A 20,695-nucleotide genomic window follows, 5' to 3' on the forward strand; every position below is an offset into this window, starting at 1 on the left:
AATGCTTTAACAGCATCCGGCGCTCTTACTACAATGTTCAGAGACGCACTCAGAGGTGAGTTTCATTTAAGCTTTAACACCGTTTTCCAGCAACCAACGGCTCTCTGTAGATAAAGCAAAAATTACTTTCCTCTTCATCGTGTTATCGTTATTAGATTTTCATAACGCCGCCTGTATTGGCTGAAGTAACAAGTTTTGAGTAACGGGCCAAATAGCCTTTTTTGACTTTTGGTTCCGGCTCCGTCCATCCTTCACGGCGTTTTGCTAACTCTTCATCGCTTATTTCCCATTCAATGGTGCGTTCGATTAAATCGATTTTGATGATGTCGCCATTTTCCACGAAGGCGATTGGTCCGCCTTCTGCTGCTTCCGGCGATATATGGCCGATTGAAATGCCTCGTGAAGCGCCGGAAAAACGCCCGTCCGTAATGAGTGCGACTTTGGTGCCAAGCCCTCTGCCTTGAATGGCTGAAGTCGGTGCCAGCATTTCTGGCATTCCAGGACCGCCTTTAGGACCTTCATAGCGGATAACAACAACTTGCCCTTCTTTCACAGCACCGTTATTGATTTGCTCTTGCGCCTCTTCTTGGGAATTAAACACGATCGCTTCCCCAGTAAATGTTTTAATCGAAGGGTCAACTGCACCTACTTTGATGACAGCGCCGTTCGGGGCCAAGTTTCCGTAAAGGATTGATAGACCGCCGACTGGACTATACGCAGTCTCTTTTGTGCGAATGACATCCGTATTTGTTATTTGTGCATGGGCGACATTTTCATAGAGTGATTTTCCTGTAATGGTGATCCGGTCACCTTTGACCGCCCCCATTTCAATTAGCTCTTTCATAATCGCGGCTACACCGCCTGCCTTATGGACGTCGTCCATCGAGTAATCAGAAGCAGGACTGATTTTGCAAAGGTAAGGCACCCGCTCAGCCACTTTGTTGATACGTGTCAAATCGTAGTCAATTTCGGCTTCATTGGCAATAGCCAATGTATGGAGAACGGTATTGGTAGATCCACCCATTGCCATATCAAGAGCAAAGGCGTCATCAATCGTTTCTTCGGTAATGATGTCGCGTGGGCGAATATCTTTTTCAATCAAATTGATTAAATGCTTCGCTGCATCTTTAATCAAGTTATGACGTTCCGTAGATGTAGCGACAAGCGTTCCGTTTCCTGGAAGAGCTAGACCAAGCATTTCCATAAGCGAATTCATTGAATTGGCTGTAAACATTCCAGAACAAGATCCGCAAGTTGGGCAAGCTAACTGTTCAATCTCAAGCAGCTCTTCCCTTGTCATTTTTCCTGACGAAAATGCACCTACTCCTTCAAATACGGATACGAGTGAAAGGCTTTTTCCATCTTTTGTACGGCCTGCTTCCATTGGACCACCGGAGACAAATACCGCAGGCACGTTCGTGCGTACAGCCGCCATCAGCATTCCTGGCGTAATTTTGTCGCAATTCGGTATATAGAAAACACCGTCAAACCAGTGGGCATTGATGACCGTTTCCGCTGCGTCACAAATAATTTCTCTGCTTGGCAACGAGTAGCGCATGCCGATGTGGCCCATCGCAATCCCGTCATCTACGCCGATTGTATTGAATTCGAAAGGAATGCCTCCGGCTTCAATAATGGCTTGTTTCGCCACTTCTGCAAATTTATTTAAATGCATATGCCCTGGGATGATGTCAATATAGGAGTTGCAGACGCCGATAAACGGCTTATCCATATCCTCTTCTTTTACGCCGGCAGCCCGCAAAAGGCTTCGGTGAGGCGCTCGATCGATCCCTTTTTTAATCATGTTGCTTCTCATCGAATCGCTCCCCAGTTCACTCAGTCTCTCTACTCTTGTAAATTCCCGTTTTCTCTCACTTCTCAAAAGAGGTTCCTTTCGAGAAGGACATCTGTTTTTATTAAACTATTATTGCAATTTACTATACGCTTCTTCTGTTTTTCGGTCAACCGTTTTTTATGATAAAAAGATCGAAAATTTCGGTGAATGCGCTTCCAATGTGAACAGGACGCGATTTTTGTTTTTTTATTTTTTTTGCTGAAAAAGGCTATAAAAATCGGAAAACCGGGGATAGTAAAAAAAGGGGGTGTTTACATGAATTTCTTTTATAAGCGAGTAAAGAAAACGCTTGTCAAACTGCCATTCCTGGCAAAATTTTTAACAGACCGGCACAGACCATCCCTTGTGCTTGTCACGAACCATTGGGAGCAATGCCCAAATGAGCCGGAACGCCAACTTTGTAGAGCCCTTCAGCAGAGAGGATATTATGCTTCCCCAGAATACACAATCGATCATCTGTCGATTGATGTTGCCCTCGTTCCTTACCGCGTAGCGCTGATGCGCAACACCACTCTCACACAAGAGCGGAAAATCGCTAAGTACCTTGAAAGAAAAGGCTGGACGCTCATTTTTTATGATGATAATCAGATTGATGGAAATATCGATCGGCTCTTATATCAAGTGGACACGCTTGTTCACCCGCCAAAAAACGCCTCATTTACATAAGGCGTTTTTTTCGTTCATTATCATGAGTCAACCTTAATAATGATTATACGTCAGCCATTGGCATACCGCTTATTTTTTGCCAAAAATGATGGCAAAAAACGCTTTTCCTATTTAGTGAAAGCGCCCAAGCAAAACCGTCAATTTGAACATTCCATATACCACTACCTACTGACAGGAGCGGATTTTTATGGAATTAGAAAAATTTGTCGACCCTATGCCTATTATGAAAACAGCAATCCCTAAAAAAGCAAGCAGGGATGGAGATTATTACGAAATTGAAATGAAGGAGTTTTCACAAAAACTGCATCGGGATTTAAACCCGACTCGCTTATGGGGGTATGATGGCCAATTCCCTGGCCCCACGATTGAAGTGATGCGGGGAAAACCAGCTCGGATCAAATGGATGAACAACCTCCCTGATACCCACTTTCTTCCGATTGACCGATCGATTCACCACGTTGCCCATGAACCAGAAGTTCGCACCGTCGTCCATTTGCATGGGAGCGAAACGACACCAGCAAGCGATGGCTACCCTGAAGCTTGGTTTACAAAGGATTTTGCAGAAGTTGGGTCTTTTTTTGAACAAGAAACTTATGAGTACCCAAACGACCAAAGAGCTGCCACCCTCTGGTACCATGACCATGCAATGGGAATTACGCGCCTTAATGTGTATGCAGGGTTGAGCGGTCTATACATTATTCGTGACCCACGAGAAGAACGATTAAATTTGCCAAAGGGAGAATTTGACATTCCATTGCTGATTCAAGATCGATCTTTTAACGACGATGGCTCGCTCTTCTACCCAGCCCAGCCAGCCAATCCCGCGCCGAACTTGCCGAATCCGTCGGTTTTGCCGTTTTTTGTCGGCAATACGATTTTAGTAAACGGAAAAGTTTGGCCTTACTTGCAAGTTGAACCACGCAAGTACCGATTTCGCATTTTAAATGGATCCAATTCACGTTCCTACCAGCTAGCCCTTGATTCAGAAGCACCCTTTTATCAAATCGCTTCAGACGGCGGTTTGTTAAGAAGGACCGTTTCTTTGCAGGCATTCGATATCCGTCCAGCCGAACGGATTGAAGTCATCATTGATTTTAGCAAATTCGAAGGTCAAACGATTACACTGAAAAACAATGCAAGCACTGACGCCACAGCGGATGTGATGCAGTTTCAAGTCGTTCTTCCCTTATCTGGAGAAGACACAAGTATCATTCCTCAAAACCTATCCTATATCCCGTCGCTCCAGCAAAACGAAGTCAAACGGATACGAAACTTAAAGCTTTCTGGGACTACGGACGAGTACGGCAGGCCTCTCCTTTTGCTCAATAACAAACTGTGGAGTGACCCTGTTGAGGAAAAACCTTGTTTAGGAACGACGGAAATATGGTCATTCGTTAATGTCACCAACGTCCCCCATCCCATGCATATCCACTTAGTCCAATTTCAACTCTTGGACCACCGGGCGTTTAACGTTGAGCTGTACAATGAAAATGGCCAAATCGAGTTGGTTGGGCCGACCATTCCGCCTAAAATCAATGAGCGAGGCTGGAAAGACACAATCACTGCGCCTGCAGGGCAAATCACTCGCGTTATTGCCCGATTTGCTCCTTTTTCCGGGCACTATGTATGGCACTGCCACATTCTCGAGCACGAAGACTATGATATGATGCGCCCTTTCGTTGTTATTGACTCGAAAACGGAGAAGGAAGGACGATGAGGGGGTGGAAATGAGGTTGCCCCTGGCAATCGGAAGGGCGCCAGGGGTTACGCTTGTTAAAACTTCCAGCCAGTGGCTTAGAACGCTGAGCTCTATTCTGCTTTAAGCCTTATTGTATCATTATTTACTGTATGGAAAAGAGATGAGAAAGGTTTACCTTCTCATCTTCCATGTAAATATAGTTTAAAGTTTTTCTTGGAGTACTTCTTTTAATAACTTGATTGAACTTTCTTCTATTGGGGAAGTAGACTTTCTTTTAATGTATTTACATAAAAAGCAGTTGAAGCAACCAAATCTTCATTATTATTTTGTACCTATGCGATATTTTTTAGGTATGGTCTAACTAGTGATACAATAACATCCAACAGATCTTTTGGCCCTACTAGGTGCTTCACTTTTATTTGCTTTTCATCAATTTATTAGGAGGAATATATGCTTCAAGTTCAGCCTTTTGACAAGCAATTCATTAATGGACTGTGGGTAAACGGAACAGGAGAAAAATAATACTCATTAAAACCTATAGCTGGACAGAAGGGCAATCCGTACTTTCGTTTTTCCCAAATAACAACTTACGTGCAATTCAATAGTAATAAAAGCCAATCTAGGGGTTCCTAGCTTGGCTTCTTAAGTAAGTCCTATCCAATCCAGTTTGGCAATGTATTCAGGTTCACGCCGGTGCTCACCACAAAACGAGTAGGATAAAGTATTTAACTTCACCTTACTCGTTTCCATTTCTTTATTCTATTACCTATTAACCGGTTGCTCAAGTTTCAACATTTTGCCGACCACTTTATCTAATTCTTCGTCATTAAATACGCGTTTCCAATCTGATTTTATGATCGCTTCTTTTCCATAATCAATAGCGATCATTGCAGCATCAGAGAATGGATTGGTTCCTTTTAAAGCAACGGATAGTGCGATTTGAATATGTCCGTAAAGCATTGCTTTTGCAGCCTTCTCAGGTACACCTTTTTTCACTGTTTCTTCCAAACTTTCCTTGAATACTGTACCAATCATACAAGTAATAACCTCTGCTAAAGTAGGTTCTAGAATGGCCATATCTTTCACGGTTATGCGATGAATCTCACCTACTGGCGCATACATGTTTCTTACTACTTCTTGGCCGACATTAAATTTATCCTCGTCGCCTGAGTATTTTGCGATCACTACATCCTGTTCTGCTGCTATTCCGCCAAAGAAGTCTGCATGCTCTTCCTCTGTTAAATATTTTCCAAATACAGATGGATGACAAGGATGCGCTACAATGGAAGTAATATCTTCACGCGTATGCAAAAGTCCGGCATAGGCTGCTGCTGGATCTAAAGTTAATAGAACAGCCCCAGCTTTCATATTTGGAACAATTTGTTTCGAAACATTCCCAATTGCCGTATCAGGTACAGCTAAAATAACAACATCACTGCTTTTGACTGTTTCGTTCATCTCTGAAATTTGCAGTCCTTTAGCTTCAATCTCCTCTATCTTGCGTGGTGACGTTTCACATAGTTTTAACTCATACTCGTTACACTTTACAAGGTTATTCGTGATTCTTGTGCCCATTTTACCGCCAGCACCTATTACCGCAACGATAGCATTTTTATCACTCATTTAAATTCCCCCTTAAATAGTCAAAACTTTTTCTCATCCACTCTTTTTCCAACCTTATAGTCTCTTCCATACTATTTGTAAAAGGTAACCATAGTTCAATGATTGCGTTCACATCTCTGTTTTCTCTTTTCAAAGCCTTTAACATCGTATCTAAATCAAGCAAACCTTCTCCCAAAGGACAACCTACTAAGGAAAATCCAACCCAACCACTTTTTCTTGTAAAAACAAAGTCTTTCACATGTAAATTTGTAACGTACGGCGCTGACAGTTCCACAACATCCTTTGGGAGCTCTAAAGCAGCGATCGTATTTCCCGGGTCTAAACAAATGCCAACATAGGGACTGTCGATTCGCTCAACAACACTTATGATATCTTTTGTTTTCACCTGCTCATACGTCTCAATAGCTAGTTTTACTTCCGCTTTTTCGTATTTCGGGAGAACTGCGAGTAATCGTTCATAAGCTTGCTCAGTAGTAGGAGTATCCCCTACCGTGTTAAACATCGTTCTTATTAATTTCACTCCGAGAAGGTTAGCGATTCTCAAATAGTTCAATAAATGATCGGGCTTAACGCCTCGTGTGCCTAACTCTAGCTCAATGTTTAGTTCACTTGCTTTTTTGGCAATGGAGAACAGCTCACCCTCCTGCATCTTTTCTATTAAAGGATAATCACATATTTGAAAAACTTCCCCACCTAATTCTTTGGTAACCTCAAGCATTTCATCTACCGTTATTGGGGAATCATTCTTTTCATTCAGCTGCCAAAAAAATGCATACGTACTGATTCCAACTTTCATTATGGGCCTCCATTACTAGAAGTTTATAGTCATATCTAGCCACTAAGGTTGGCTGTCACTTGTTCTTCAAAAAGTTGGAGATTTATTGATAAAATCCATTGTCTTTCGGGCAATCTTATCCATGTTTCATTCCTTTTATAGTGATGCCCACCTGTCTTGTCCATTATAAAGGACTATTTCTTTGCACCGAACAAAAAATGAACATTTTTAGTTTTTCTAATAGTGAGTTTATATTTCATGCAATTCTAGTGGTATCTAGCAACTTACTAAAATATCATATTGGCAATGAGAAGCATTACTAATGAAACGCCCCAAATTAATGTCATCGGGATTGACCAAACCATGATTTGCTCTTTTACATTCCTAACCCCCATTAATCTGGTTATGACATGAAAACCACTATCATTAAAGTAAGAAAAGACCAAGGCACCTAAAGTAGCTGCTTGAGCTGCAAGAAGCATATTCACATCCATATTAGCTAATATGGGTGCTGTAATTGAAGCTGAAGTTATCATCGCTACAGTCCCGCTACCTTGAATCAAGCGAACTATACTAGCGACAAAGAACGGTATGAGAATGGCTGGGAGCGGCAAGGAGGCAACAAGTTCTGCAAGATAGTCACCTGTCCCACTATTTCTGAGAATCGTCCCTAACGCTCCACCCGCACCTGTCACTAATAAGATAATACCAGCTGAACTGATCCCTTCTTCCATACGATCTAGCGCATCAGATCGCTTCAGATGATTAAATAGCGTGTAAATAGCAACTACAAGCCCAATTCCCACCGCTATTACAGGTGAGCCAATAAACTGCAAGTACTCATAAACACCATCATTTAATCCCCCAGCACTTAATCCAGTATTCATAAAAATTAATACAATCGGTAACAGAATAGGTGTTATAGACTTAAACAGAGACGGAAGATCTTTACTTTCTTCCATGTTTACATACTCTGCAAAACTCTCTGGCTTTTCTGGACGTTTCCAGCCTAGACCCGTTTCATCTGGTAGCTGATATATTTTTTTTCCAATCCATTTAGCGTAATAAACACCGACGATAATCAATGGAATACCAAAAATTAAACCAGATAAAATCATTTGCCCGATGTCAACACCAAAGATTCCGGCTACACCTAAAGGACCAGGGGTAGGTGGCACGGCATGGTGAGTAACAATTAATCCCACCCCTAAAGCAACACCTAGACTAACGATTGATTTACCAGTCTTAGTCGATAATGCCTTAATAAGTGGTGCAAGAATAACAAATGCCGAATCTACAAAGATAGGAATAGACACGATGTACCCTGTGATGGCCATTGCCCACTCTTCTTTTCGCTTCCCTAACCACTTTAACAAGGTAAAGGCTAAGCGCTCAGCTGCCCCAGAAACCTCCAAAACCCTTCCGAGCATCACTCCAAAGCCAATAACTATACCAATGGAACCAATCGTTGATCCAAACCCCGACGTGATAGAATCAACAACATCAATTGCAGGCATTCCGCCAATTATACCTGTTAGTGCCGATGCTATAATTAATGCAGGAAATACGTGAACTTTAGTTTTTAAAACTAAAAGAATTAGGGCAAAGATCCCAACTACTAACCCTAATATCATTTGGCCTTCGGTTGTCATAATTTCCCCTCCTGATTTAGCCCTTAGTAATATATCACTTAATGTTTAAACTTCACCGTATCCAAATATCTCCAGATGCGATATTCTATGAAGAAACCAACATACCAATTTAAGACTAAACCACTTAAACCAGCGGATGACAACTCTCAACCACCTGCATTTTCTGTGTTTCTCCATTTAACAGGAGCGAATGAGTGGTTAAAGCTCCCTGTATGTCACTCTTAATTCCATCAATCAAGTGAGTATTCGTAACTGCCGTTGCAGAAAAGAGACAGTTAGAGGATGCAACAATATCTTGGAGCAGCAGTGGGGTTTCTGGATTTTTCAGCCCCATCGCTTCACACCTCGCCCGCTCCTGCGTTGTTTGTGGAACAAGTTTGGCTTGAAAATCCCCTCCAAGACATTTTAGGGCTACGGCAGAGATTACACCTTCCGGGGCGCCCCCTGTACCTAAAAATAAATCAATAGGGTCGCTTGCAATGGCGGTCGCAAGAGAATAGCAGATATCTCCGTCGCCGAATAGCAGAACCTTTGCACCGAGCTCTCGCAATTCTCGGATCGTCTCTGAGTGTCTAGACCTATCTTGAATGGCAACCGTTACGTCCTCTATTCTTTTATCCTTTGCACGGGAAATTATTTCAAGATTCTTACTAATCGGATAATCAATATGCACTTCGCCAGCTGCTTCTCTACCGACAGCTAGCTTTTGCATATACATATCCGGGGCGTGCAAAAGCGTCCCTTTCGGCGAAGCAGCAATAACAGTCATTGCATCTCTCGTCCCCTTCGCTGTCATGCTCGTTCCGTCTAGTGGGTCTACAGCGATATCAATTTCGATGCCTTCCCCTAGCCCAAGTTCTTCACCAATATACAACATGGGCGCTTCATCCATCTCGCCCTCGCCTATCACCACATTTGCTTTCATGCTCATCTGATTTAAATGCATTCTCATCGCCTTTGTTGCGACCGCATCTGCATTCATTTTGTCGCCTCTTCCGATAAGCGGATAAGCAGCAATTGCAGCGGCTTCTGTAACGCTTACAAAATCAAGCATCAGCTGTTTCATCGCACCCTCCTTCGCCACATGCGCACCGGTGATTTTAATTACTTGTGCTAAATTGTTCTTTTTCTTTGTCTGTAATCAACTGCACTTTCTTACCTGAACGAGATTCATCGAAGAAAGACTCTAAATAAGCCCCAGCAATCTTTTTGCCAAGTTCAGGACCGATTACTTGGGCGCCCATTGTCAGAATTTGCGCGTTGTTACTTTTTTGCGCACGTTCCGCGGAGTAAATATCGTGGCAAGTCGCTGCACGGATCCCCGGGCATTTGTTTGCGGCAATGGCTACACCAAGACCTGTACCACAAATCAAAATTCCTCGCTCAACCTCTCCTTTATTAATTGCATCGGCCACTTCAAAGGAAACGTTAGGGTAATCCACTGCCTCACAAGAATGACAACCATAATCAATCACTTCGTGCCCTGCCTCTTCTACAAAAACTTTAATTGTCTCTTTAAAATCGAACCCGTTGTGATCACTGCCAATGGCAACTTTCATGTTGATACCTCCCGATAGTTATCTTTTTTCACTATCGATTGTATTCCTTTTTTATCATTTAATCAAGTTTAATTTTGTTTTATTTTATTTTTTGTTATTTCATTCCGTTTAACAGTTGTGTGAAGCTTTCAATATCCCAAGCCGTACGACCAATAAACAGACCATCGACATTATCGAGCTCTTTATAAGCTTGGTAATTGTCTAGATTAATACTGCCCCCATAAAGAAGCGCGACCTCTTCTCCCCCGTCCTCAAATAACTCTTTTAATACAGTTCGAATATGCGTATGGATCTCATCTACATAGCTTGGTTCGGCTGGTCGTCCATTTTCCCCAATCGCCCAGACGGGTTCATACGCAATAAGAACCTCTTTAGCTGCTTCTTTTGTAATTCCTTTTAGACACACTTTAAGTTGCATGGTTAAGTGTTCTTTGGACGTACCATTTTCTTTTGTTTTCCAGTCTTCTCCAATGCACACAAGTGGCTGAATCCCAAAACGAAGTGCGCTTAGTACTTTCTTATTTATGGCTTCATCTGTTTCATTGTAGAATTGCCGTCTTTCTGAGTGCCCAAGCTCAATCAAATCCACTCCAACTTCTTGTAACATAAGTGGGGAAACTTCTCCCGTAAACGCCCCTCTCTCCTCCCAGTGCATATTTTGGGCACCGAGCTTGAGAGTGGAACCTTCAAGCTCGACCTTTATCGATGGTAAAGAAGGAAAGGAAGGAATAATAAACAATTGGTAGTGAGAGGGAATCGTTTTGCTTAATTGCTTTAATTTGGCCGTATACGCGAGTCCTTCCGCTGTTGTTTTTGTCATCTTCCAGTTGGTCCCGATCCAAAACGCCTTCATATTATGCCTCCAGCTCCATCCACTCTCTCATTGATCTAAAAATGATCCATACAGAAGTTGCACCGGCATCTTGGTGTCCAACTGCACGCTCACCTAGCGATTTGGCACGCCCAAAATTTGCTTGATACTCTTTGGTTTTCTCGACCCCTTCAAGGGCCTTTTCTTCAGCCTTTTGCAGCCCTTTTAAAAGAGGAGCATCTTCATTTTGTTTCAAGGCTTCAACCGCTGGCTGCAAGGCGTCAATCATTGTCTTATCTCCAATTTCCGCTTTGCCTCTCGTTTTAACTCCTTGTAATGCATCGGCCATAAGACCTGCCAGAACTTTCGTGCTTAGGTTTTCGGTAGGCTCCAAGTTCTTGAGGCCACCTACAAACATCGTGCCAAAAATAACACCCGATGCGCCGCCCATTGAGGAAATCATCGACATACCAATCGTTTTAAACACATCATTGATCGTTGCCGGATCCTTTATTTCTAAATTTTCGAGTGCTTTTTTAAATCCAGTTTCCATACCAATGCCGTGATCACCGTCGCCAATTGCACTATCAATCTCTGTTAGCAGAGGCTTAGCATTAATCATTTGTTTTCCTACATATTGAAACATCAATTTCGTTTGTTCAACTGTAATCGCTTGCATTTGTGTTTGCAAATTCTCCACTCCTTTTCTAGTTATGCTTACCCCTCTTTGCGTAATAAGGAGAGTATGCTGGTTGATCAAAATAGTTCTTTAGCTCCTCATCCAATTTCATCATGGAGATAGAGGCGCCGCCCATTTCCTGAGTTGTGCAATAATTATTCACATCCGCATCATGAATAACGATGCCTTTATCCTTCAAAACTTCTTGAACTCGCCGATTCATAACGAAAAGTTCCAGTAACGTCGTGGAACCGAGCCCGTTTAATAATAAACAAACTTCATCACCTGCTTGGATGTCCGATTCACGCAACAATATTTCAAGCATTTTGTCTACAAGCGCGTCAGCTTCCATTAATTTCGTACGTTCTACACCAGGCTCGCCATGAATGCCCATGCCAAATTCAATTTCATCATCCGGAATGGTGAATGTCGGCTTATCTAATCCAGGAATGGTTCCAGGCGAAAGCGCTACACCAATAGAAAACGTCGAATCACTCGCTTTTTGCGCTACGCGCGCTGTTTCATCTAAAGATAACCCTTCTCGCGAAGCTGCTCCCGCAATTTTTATAACAAAAACATCCCCAGCAATTCCTCTACGCTCTTCTTTCTTTTCGCTAGGAGCTGAAGCCACATCATCCCGTACAAGCACAGTTCTTGTCTCTATCCCGGCTAAATCCGCGAGTTCCGCTGCCATATCAAAATTCAGAATGTCGCCAGAGTAATTGCCATACACATAGAGAACACCTTGGCCTTTATCAAGCGCTTGCGTGACATCTAAAACCGTATCAGGCGTAGGAGCAGCGAATACATTCCCAATAGCAACACCATCTGCTAACCCATCGCCGACAAAGCCAAGAAATAAAGGCTCGTGCCCACTCCCTCCTCCAGTAAGAACAGAGACTTTATCTTTTAAATCGCTTACAATAATGCCATTTGCTTCTGTTTTCTTGTAATCAGTGCCATATGAAGCCAAAAACCCTTCGATGACTTGCGGAATAAGTTCTGTAGTTTGATTTAGAATTTTTTTCATTTCTTGTTCTCACCTCACTAATTATCATCGCGAAAATTTCGAATACAATCAAATGATTTTGTTTCACTTTTCACTTCACAGTATAAAACCGTTTTATTTTATTGTCAATTACACGTTTCACGAAATATCTTGTTTTTTCTTTTCATTTGTTTTTGAAATAAAGTCTTCCCATTGAATAAATTGCTAAATTCACATACTATAGAGACAGCAAATTAATTTTTATTAAGGGAGTTTTAAGATGGCAAAGTTATTTGTTGCTGAAAGGCGCAATAAAATCATGGAGATCCTTCATAAAGAACAGAGAATTACAGTAAAAGAATTGTCCGAGAAAATGTCTGTTTCTGAGGCCACTCTCCGTATTGATCTAAACAAAATGGAGCAGGAAGGCCTGTTAAAACGCACGCACGGCGGCGCAGTTCTAAACGACTTAGTCGAAAACGAGACAACCTTCTCCGTTCGAGAAAAGCGCAACCGCGATGCAAAATCATTGATCGCTCAAGAAGCACTGTCATTCATTCAAGATGGCTCTTGCATTTTACTTGATGCAAGCTCAACAGCACTTGAACTCGCCCGTTTACTTAAGGATGAGTCCATTAAAGTAACGGTGGTAACAAGTGGAATTTACACAGCACTTGAACTGCGTGACAATCCTGGCATTACCGTTATATTGACGGGGGGCGTACTAAGCCGAGAGTCCAGTTCTTTAGAGGGAATGTTCGGGGCAACCGTTCTTGATCAAATTAACGTTGATTACATGTTCACGTCTGCAAACGGCTTCTCTTTCGATACAGGGCTAACTGATTTTAATGTTTATGAAATTGATTTGAAAAAGCGTATGGTTGAGAAATCAAGGTCGGTCATTGCTTTAATTGATAAATCGAAAATTAATAAAATCTCTATCGCTTCATTTGCCAATGTAGACGAGATCCATGCTTTTATTACAGACCATAAGCCAGATGAGGAGCTTCTTCATCAATTCGAGAAACATAACATCACCTTGATAACCACTTCAAAGGGTGATTAACACAAGAAACCAAAAGAAAATGAAATAAAACGATAAAAAATGATTGACTGCCGTGTTTGTTTCTGTGTACATTAGAACCAAACGTACAGAAAGGCGGTGAACACTACGTAACAGTTCGTGCCGTTAGCGGACTGTACACGTAGCGATTTATGATTGAACAATTAGCTATTAATACCATTCGTACATTATCCATTGACAGCATTGAAAATGCACAGTCCGGACACCCTGGACTTCCAATGGGGGCTGCTCCAATTGGCTATCAATTGTTCGCCAAGACAATGAATCATAATCCAGGGAACCCCAATTGGTTCAATCGCGATCGCTTTATTTTGTCAGCCGGACATGGCTCAGCTCTTCTTTATAGCCTTCTGCATCTATGCGGATATGATGTATCTATCGAAGATTTAAAGCACTTTCGTAAACTAGATAGCAATACACCTGGTCATCCCGAGTATGGCCACACGCCTGGAGTAGAAGCCACAACCGGACCACTTGGTCAAGGGATTGCCATGGCTGTTGGAATGGCCATGGCAGAAAGGCAGCTAGCAGAGACTTACAACAAGGAGAATTTCCCTCTAATTGACCATTACACCTATTCCCTTTGTGGGGACGGGGACCTCATGGAAGGAATCTCTTCAGAAGCCGCTTCATTAGCTGGTCATTTGAAACTTGGCAAATTGATCGTTCTTTACGACTCCAACGATATCTCCTTGGATGGTGAATTAAGTCATTCCTTCTCTGAAGATGTGGGATCCAAATTTATCGCCCAAGGATGGCATGTGGAATATGTAAAAGACGGCAATGATTTGAAAGCGATTTCCGAGGCGATTGATCGTGCGCAAAAAGATGATCGTCCATCTCTTATAGAGGTAAAAACCATCATTGGATTTGGGTCTCCCAATAAATCAGGCTCCTCTGCCTCGCATGGAGCGCCACTTGGATCTGAAGAAGTACTTTTGACAAAAGAAGCCTATAAGTGGACATTTGACGAAGACTTCTATGTTCCTAAAGAAGTACAAGTACACTTTTCTAGAAAGAAAAACGAAGGTGCATTACTAGAAAAGAAGTGGAATGATTTATTTGCTAACTATGAAGCGGAATACCCTGAACTTGCAGCACAATTAAAACAAGCGATTCAAGGAAAACTACCGGCAAACTGGTATAAGTCCCTGCCAACTTATGAAATTCATTGTTCCGAAGCCACTCGTGCTTCCTCTGGAACAGCTTTAAACGCCGCCGCCTCTCAAATACCGCAATTAGTCGGAGGATCAGCTGACCTCGCTTCTTCTAATAAAACGAATTTAAAGGGCCAAGATATCTTTAATCACTTAAACTATGGAGGTCGCAACATTTGGTTTGGTGTTCGTGAGTTTGCGATGGGTGCTGCCTTAAATGGAATGGCCCTCCATGGTGGATTGAAAGTATTTGGTGGTACGTTCTTTGTTTTCTCTGATTATTTACGCCCAGCCGTACGTCTGTCGGCCTTGATGAAATTACCTGTCATTTATGTACTTACACACGACAGCATTGCCGTTGGAGAAGACGGACCTACGCATCAACCGGTTGAGCATCTTGCTTCGCTACGCGCTATGCCAGGATTGTCTGTCATACGCCCAGGAGATGGAAATGAGACGGTTGCTGCTTGGAGACTCGCTCTTGAAAGTGAGGACACGCCAACTGCCCTTGTCTTATCACGCCAGAATGTACCTGTTCTATCAAACACTGCAGAACTTGCTTATGAAGGCGTAAAAAAAGGCGGTTACATTGTTTCCGAAGCTTCTAAGGAAGCAGAGCTTATTTTAATCGCCACTGGTTCAGAACTACCACTTGCGCTTCAGGCACAGACTCAATTAGAAGCTGCTGGTGTTTCTACTCAAGTCGTAAGCATGCCATCCTGGGACCGTTTCGAACAGCAGCCAAAAGCTTACAGACAGTCTGTTCTGCCCCCAACTATCAAAAGTCGCCTTGCCATTGAAATGGGATCTTCCCTAGGGTGGGCTAAATACATTGGAGACGAAGGAGAGGTTCTTAGCATTGATACGTTCGGCGCCTCGGGAAATGGCGACCTTATTATGAAAACGTATGGATTCACTGTTGAGAATGTCGTGAATAAAGCGAAGGCACTTTTGAAAGAGACAGAAACTCTTTCTTCATAATTAAAGTAAGTCCATAGAGAAGTCGGGGGTGACTAACCCCCGACTTCTCATACCATCGTACTTACCGTTCGGTATACGGCGGTTCAATTAAGTATTACGAAAAATCATACCGGGGGTTTTATTTAAGATTAGACTGTTAGAGATTCTCGTATTTCTCCATTTGTTAAGGAGCTTAGAGTGGAGGATGGAAAAAGCAACGGTTGAAACGTTTGAACAAATGGTCGGGTAAACCTGCGTGTGTAAAAAATGTGTAAAACAAAATCAATTTCTAATGTCTTCAATCGTCACCCTTCAAAAATAAAAAAACTCGAAAACGTTGATACACAAGCGTTTACGAGACTTCATTGACAGTATAAACTTTTCCTAAAAAGATGTAATGGCGTCCCAGGAGAGATTCGAACTCCCGACCGACGGCTTAGAAGGCCGTTGCTCTATCCTGCTGAGCTACTGGGACATGATTGGAGCGGGTGAAGGGAATCGAACCCTCATCATCAGCTTGGAAGGCTGAGGTTTTACCACTAAACTACACCCGCATTTTAAATTAAGCTAAATTTCTTTATTTCGAGCACCGTACTTTATGCCTCTTCCTCTACTCGTCTATTCGATGATGCTTATGCGTCGAGGCAACTCGATGTCTATTCACGGATGTTTCGCTCGTGGCTGAGGTTTTACCACTAAACTACACCCGCATTTTTATTACAAGCGATTCCTATTGTTTGATGACCCCATTATGTACATGCAAAGCGCCGCTTACAGCAGCGACGCTTATAACTATACAGGACATTGAAAAGATTGTCAACCATTGTTTATAAAAACAAGGCTTTAAAAAGTGAAGTGCTTGTCCAAGTCTGTTGCTTTTTTGCCCTCCGTTGTCCAATAGTTGATGTCGACATGTTCGTTTCCGATTGTTAGGCAGCAATATGTGCCTACAGGGTACTGTTTCGGTAGGCGAACACTACCAGGATTAATGAGGATGACACCATCCTGCTCTTCTGCCCGGGCAATATGACTATGGCCGTATATAGCGATGCGTGCTCCTTTTTCTTTTGCACGGTCAATTAGTTTCGCAAGCGTCTGTTTAACGCCATGATGATGGCCATGGGCGATATAAGCGGTTGTTCCTTCCCATTGGCATTCTAGTTCGTTTGGAAAAGAAGAGAACACATCACAATTGCCAGCAACCACTTTTACCCCGACAAGTTCTGGCGCGTGTTCAGGAAGTTCTGAATCACCAACATGGATGACTTGATCAACCTCATTTTCGTGGCGGACCATAATCGCCTTTAGCTGATCGGTCCAGCCATGGCTGTCGCTGATGATAAGAATATTCATTTCGGCCACACTCCCTCGATTGTTTCTTTTAAGGCTGTGAGGGCACGTGCGCGGTGGCTGAGCTGGTTTTTTGTTTCTGCTGACAGCTCTGCCATTGTTTGTTCGTGGCTAGGCACAAAAAAGATCGGATCATAACCAAAACCATTCGATCCTATTGGCTTTTCGGTAATGAGGCCTTCGCAAGCTCCTTCGGCAAAAATTGTTTCTTTTCCTGGTTCGGCCAAAGCAATGACACAAAAGAAGCGGGCGGTACGCTTCTTTGTCGGAACACCGTCAAGCTCTGAAAGGACTTTAGCGATATTGGCTTGGTCGTTCTTTGGTTCGCCAGAATAGCGAGCAGAGTATACTCCTGGCTTGCCGCCAAGGGCATCGATCAGCAGCCCTGAATCATCGGCAATGACCGGTTTTTGCAAATGGGCGGCCAGCGTTTCTGCTTTTTTGGCGGCATTCTCATGGAATGTGTCGCCGTCTTCAATAATCTCAGGGACTTCCGGGTAATCGTAAAGTGATTTTACTATGTAACGATCAGTAAACAATGTTTGAAAATCGGCAAGTTTGCCTTTGTTTTTTGTTGCCACAACCAATTCGTTCAATGTTCATGTCCCCTTTTTTTCTTCAATCCAACTAGCCGCCTCACCAAGAAACGGGCGTTGGATGTGAATCAATTGGCCAATGCCCTCTGCAGCGAGGTCAAGGAGCTCATTCAATTCACTGCGTGTATAAACGGCTTCTTCTCCACTGCCTTGCACTTCAACAAAATCGCCGGAACCCGTTTGGACGATATTCATATCGACCTTTGCCTGTGAATCCTCGCTATAACACAAGTCACACACGGCCCCTTCCCCAGGCAAAATGCCAACGGATATAGCTGCTAAAAAATCAGTAATCAGCCAAGCGCTAATTGTTTTTTCGGCGAGTGCTTTTTTAACCGCGAGCACAAGCGCCACATAGGCACCTGTAATCGATGCTGTCCGAGTACCGCCATCTGCTTGGATTACGTCGCAGTCAATCCAAATCGTCTTTTCGCCGAGCTTTTCTAAATCGACAACTGCCCGGAGTGCCCGGCCGATAAGGCGTTGGATTTCCATTGTTCGCCCGCTCAATTTCCCTTTTGCGGCTTCGCGAATCGTGCGCTGGCCTGTCGCTCGTGGCAGCATCGAATATTCCGCAGCTAGCCACCCTTTATTTTGCCCACGTAAAAATGGGGGGACGCGGTTTTCAATGCTTGCTGTACATATCACTTTTGTATCGCCAACAGAAATCAGTACAGACCCTTCGGCATGCTTTGTAAAATGAGGAATGATCTCAACCTCTCTTAGTTGATTTTGTTTTCGGCCGTCTTGGCGCATTTGTTTTCCTCCTTAGCAATGGAAAGCCCTCCAAATTGTATCGGCTCTAGTATAACATACCTAAACAGGCGCCTGCATATGCAAGCGCCTTGTCTGTTTCACTATAGAGGCTTAGCATTCACGAGCTCAGGGCGGGTGACTTCTTCCACTTCAATGCCTGCCTCATTTACGCCTGCCTCTCCGTTCACTTGGATTGACACTTTTTCAATGCCGCTTTGCTCTGTTAATGTTAACGCTAAGCTTTCCAATACACTAGTCGGGATGGCGCTGCCTTCGTTGGCCGACTGAATGGCTTCGTTAAAGTCTAAGACGACTTCGCCATTTTGCAGTTTAGGTTCATTAAGAAGTTCCACATCGCCTGACATTTCCGTTAGCAAATTTGTCATAAGCGATGGCCCTTCGATCAATTCATTGATTGCCGTCTCGAGCTCATTGTTGACATTTTCGACCCGTTTCGTTACCGGTACGTAGTACGTGTCTTCGTCATTTGTCCCGAGGAAGTAGAGCGTGATGTCTGTGCTGTTTGTAAAGTCAACCACTTCACTCGTGTCGACATTTATGCCGTCTGCGCGACTAAGGTTTCCGACAAGTGGCTTCTCACTTTGTGGCATTTTATCGAGTTCATACCCGTTTACTTCGACTTTCACTTCTTCAACCTCAGGAAATTGCGTCAATGTCCAGGTGACAGCTTCAAAAATGCGCTTTTCATCTGCGAGGTTGTAATCATTAAACTCGCTAGAAAAATTGACAATCGCCAACTTTTCTTCTTTTAAGTGGTCGATATCTACTTCCGTTCCTGCTGGCAAGACGGCTCGGAAGCCGTTAGGGAGAATATCATTGATTGGTCCCCCTTCTACTAAATACTCAAGCGCCTGTTTCATCACACTGTCTGTTTTTGGAAGCGTCAACGTTTGCGGGACGACCAGGCCATTGCTATCAATTAAATAAAGCTCTCGCTGATTTAACGATTCAGCAGCTTCATCTGGTGTTGTTTCATCTGTTGGTCCTGTTTCCTCCCCTGCTTCGCTTTCATCAGCTTGTTCTTCCGTTACATCCTCTTCCGATTCATTCTCTTCGTTTCCAAAATCCTCATCCGCATCCGTGTATGTGACTGGCGGTTCATCTAGTGTGTCCACAGCATCATTGGCTCCAAGTGAACAGCCCGTAGTAAGTGCAAGTACAACAACAAAAGGCGCGCTAACTCCAGCTAATTTACGCATACGTTTCCCTCCCCAGAATGGTTGTACTTCCATATATACGAGCTTTCTCTCAGATTAGACCAGCTTGTTTATACCTTGAATAAAAAAAACGCCTCCCAAAAAAGGAGGCGTCAGACTGTAGACAAACGCTCGCATACTTCGTCGTTTGCCTCGGTCATTTGCTCATGAACCCTCGTTCTATTCGCATCTTCCCTCGGCTGCACTCCTCGTCTGACAAGCGTTTCCTATCAGTCTGATTGTTTGTCGACTTTGTCGACAACCTCACGCCTCCCAAAAAAGGAGGCGTGTAAACGATTTATAATCTAGCAGGTAGCTTCTCTCCAAGAACGTCAAGCCGCGCTTGGTGCTCTTCGGGAGAAAGCTGATGCTCTTTTACATAGAGATTGCGAGGGTGGACGCGGCATTCAGGTGTACAGCCGCGCAAATATTTATGCTCATTTTCCTCTGAACATAAAATTTGCTTGTTGCACTCTGGATTGGCGCAATTGACATACCGCTCACACGGTTTTCCGTCAAAGTAATCTTTTCCGACTACTGTTGGCGATACGTGGTTAATCGGCACCGTTAGACGCTCATCAAATACATAGCATTTGCCATCCCACAATTCCCCTTTTACTTCTGGGTCTTTTCCGTAGGTGACAATGCCGCCATCGAGTTGAGCCACATCTTCAAACCCTTCTTTTTTAAGCCAGCCTGAAAATTTCTCGCAGCGGATTCCTCCTGTGCAGTAAGTAAGAATTCGTTTATTTTCAAATTGCTCTTTGTTTTGTCGAATCCAATCAGGCAACTCCCTAAAGGCCTTAATGTCTGGGCGTATGGCCCCACGAAAATGGCCGACATCATACTCATAATCATTGCGGGCGTCAATGACAACCGTGTCTTCTTTCAGCATTGCTTCACGCCATTCTTTTGGCGATAGATGCTTGCCTGTCAGTTCATTTGGATTAACATCGTCTTCATTCAAGCGAAGCGTTACCAGCTCTGGACGAGGACGTACATGCATTTTTTTAAATACGTGCCGCTCTTCTTCGTCGACTTTAAATACAATGCCTTCAAACAACGGGTTGGCTTTCATCGCCTCCATATAGGCATCGGTATTTTCCTTCAGCCCAGATACGGTTCCATTAATGCCTTCTTTTGCTACAAGCACTCGTCCTTTTAACTGCAAGCTTTTGCAAAAAGCGAGATGCTCTTTAGCAAATCCTTCTGGATCTTCAATCGTAGTGTAATAATAATACAGTAGTACACGGTAATCTTTAGACATA

At 43.3% G+C, this 20,695-nt stretch carries 18 protein-coding genes, 2 tRNA genes and 1 other annotated feature (1 of these 21 only partly in view); of the genes, 4 read left to right on the forward strand and 16 right to left on the reverse strand.

Annotated elements, in window-relative coordinates; translation table 11 throughout:
• Window positions 1-147, reverse strand: a binding site (T-box leader) (it extends 96 nt beyond the left edge of the window).
• A gap of 4 nt (window positions 148-151) precedes the next feature.
• Window positions 152-1,816, reverse strand: a complete 1,665-nt coding sequence (gene ilvD / locus N6H06_RS17135) for a dihydroxy-acid dehydratase (RefSeq protein WP_062749644.1) — start codon at window positions 1,814-1,816, stop codon at window positions 152-154.
• A gap of 294 nt (window positions 1,817-2,110) precedes the next feature.
• Here ilvD and N6H06_RS17140 point away from each other — a divergent pair, with 294 nt between their 5' ends.
• A complete protein-coding gene (locus tag N6H06_RS17140) occupies window positions 2,111-2,521 on the forward strand; it encodes a hypothetical protein (RefSeq protein ID WP_062749646.1) in 411 nt (136 codons plus the stop codon).
• 187 nt (window positions 2,522-2,708) lie between these two features.
• Complete coding sequence (locus N6H06_RS17145) at window positions 2,709-4,238, forward strand: multicopper oxidase family protein (RefSeq protein WP_212954015.1); 1,530 nt, start codon at window positions 2,709-2,711, stop codon at window positions 4,236-4,238.
• Between the two features lie 744 nt (window positions 4,239-4,982).
• On the opposite strand, the gene N6H06_RS17150 is transcribed toward N6H06_RS17145, so the two are convergent.
• The 8 genes from N6H06_RS17150 to N6H06_RS17185 form a co-directional block, all read right to left on the reverse strand.
• Window positions 4,983-5,843, reverse strand: coding sequence for a phosphogluconate dehydrogenase C-terminal domain-containing protein (locus N6H06_RS17150; protein ID WP_212954016.1), 861 nt, complete (start codon window positions 5,841-5,843; stop codon window positions 4,983-4,985).
• Window positions 5,836-6,639: a sugar phosphate isomerase/epimerase family protein gene (locus N6H06_RS17155; protein ID WP_062749652.1), complete on the reverse strand. Its 804-nt coding sequence runs from the start codon at window positions 6,637-6,639 to the stop codon at window positions 5,836-5,838. Before N6H06_RS17155 ends, N6H06_RS17150 begins: the two co-directional genes overlap by 8 nt.
• Window positions 6,640-6,905: 266 nt before the next feature.
• Complete coding sequence (locus N6H06_RS17160; protein ID WP_062749654.1) at window positions 6,906-8,270, reverse strand: GntP family permease; 1,365 nt, start codon at window positions 8,268-8,270, stop codon at window positions 6,906-6,908.
• Window positions 8,271-8,394: 124 nt separating this feature from the next.
• On the reverse strand, window positions 8,395-9,336 hold the full coding sequence (gene glpX / locus N6H06_RS17165) for a class II fructose-bisphosphatase (RefSeq protein WP_263707581.1): 942 nt from the start codon (window positions 9,334-9,336) through the stop codon (window positions 8,395-8,397).
• A 34-nt stretch (window positions 9,337-9,370) separates the two neighbouring features.
• Window positions 9,371-9,829 (reverse strand): ribose 5-phosphate isomerase B, encoded by a 459-nt coding sequence (rpiB, locus tag N6H06_RS17170; protein WP_062749658.1) that lies wholly within the window; start codon window positions 9,827-9,829, stop codon window positions 9,371-9,373.
• A 94-nt stretch (window positions 9,830-9,923) separates the two neighbouring features.
• On the reverse strand, window positions 9,924-10,682 hold the full coding sequence (locus N6H06_RS17175; protein WP_062749660.1) for a triose-phosphate isomerase: 759 nt from the start codon (window positions 10,680-10,682) through the stop codon (window positions 9,924-9,926).
• 1 nt (window position 10,683) lies between these two features.
• On the reverse strand, window positions 10,684-11,340 hold the full coding sequence (dhaL, locus tag N6H06_RS17180) for a dihydroxyacetone kinase subunit DhaL (RefSeq protein ID WP_404830360.1): 657 nt from the start codon (window positions 11,338-11,340) through the stop codon (window positions 10,684-10,686).
• Between the two features lie 7 nt (window positions 11,341-11,347).
• Complete coding sequence (locus N6H06_RS17185; protein ID WP_062749661.1) at window positions 11,348-12,349, reverse strand: dihydroxyacetone kinase subunit DhaK; 1,002 nt, start codon at window positions 12,347-12,349, stop codon at window positions 11,348-11,350.
• A 238-nt stretch (window positions 12,350-12,587) separates the two neighbouring features.
• On the opposite strand from N6H06_RS17185, the gene N6H06_RS17190 reads away from it, so the two are divergent.
• Both N6H06_RS17190 and tkt read left to right on the forward strand, forming a co-directional pair.
• Window positions 12,588-13,373 (forward strand): DeoR/GlpR family DNA-binding transcription regulator, encoded by a 786-nt coding sequence (locus N6H06_RS17190; protein WP_062749663.1) that lies wholly within the window; start codon window positions 12,588-12,590, stop codon window positions 13,371-13,373.
• 149 nt (window positions 13,374-13,522) lie between these two features.
• Entirely contained in the window at window positions 13,523-15,529 is a 2,007-nt protein-coding gene (gene tkt, locus N6H06_RS17195) for a transketolase (RefSeq protein ID WP_263707582.1), read from the forward strand.
• 377 nt (window positions 15,530-15,906) lie between these two features.
• Here tkt and N6H06_RS17200 read toward each other — a convergent pair.
• The 7 genes from N6H06_RS17200 to trhO form a co-directional block, all read right to left on the reverse strand.
• A tRNA-Arg gene (locus N6H06_RS17200) sits at window positions 15,907-15,983 on the reverse strand.
• Window positions 15,984-15,988: 5 nt separating this feature from the next.
• Window positions 15,989-16,062, reverse strand: a tRNA-Gly gene (locus N6H06_RS17205).
• Between the two features lie 289 nt (window positions 16,063-16,351).
• A complete protein-coding gene (locus tag N6H06_RS17210) occupies window positions 16,352-16,861 on the reverse strand; it encodes a metallophosphoesterase family protein (RefSeq protein WP_062749667.1) in 510 nt (169 codons plus the stop codon).
• Complete coding sequence (locus N6H06_RS17215) at window positions 16,858-17,454, reverse strand: XTP/dITP diphosphatase (protein WP_263707583.1); 597 nt, start codon at window positions 17,452-17,454, stop codon at window positions 16,858-16,860. Before N6H06_RS17215 ends, N6H06_RS17210 begins: the two co-directional genes overlap by 4 nt.
• Window positions 17,455-17,457: 3 nt before the next feature.
• Window positions 17,458-18,210 carry a ribonuclease PH gene (gene rph, locus N6H06_RS17220; RefSeq protein WP_263707584.1) on the reverse strand — a complete coding sequence of 251 codons (753 nt, stop codon included), beginning with the start codon at window positions 18,208-18,210 and terminating at the stop codon, window positions 17,458-17,460.
• A gap of 101 nt (window positions 18,211-18,311) precedes the next feature.
• The gene (locus N6H06_RS17225) at window positions 18,312-19,430 is read right to left on the reverse strand and encodes a GerMN domain-containing protein (protein ID WP_062749672.1); all 1,119 of its coding nucleotides are present in this window, start codon (window positions 19,428-19,430) and stop codon (window positions 18,312-18,314) included.
• 295 nt (window positions 19,431-19,725) lie between these two features.
• Window positions 19,726-20,694: an oxygen-dependent tRNA uridine(34) hydroxylase TrhO gene (gene trhO, locus N6H06_RS17230; protein ID WP_062749674.1), complete on the reverse strand. Its 969-nt coding sequence runs from the start codon at window positions 20,692-20,694 to the stop codon at window positions 19,726-19,728.
• Window position 20,695: the final 1 nt, after the last annotated feature.

Origin of the sequence: Shouchella tritolerans (assembly GCF_025770735.1) — a bacterium.
Lineage (GTDB): Bacteria > Bacillota > Bacilli > Bacillales > Bacillaceae_D > Shouchella > Shouchella tritolerans.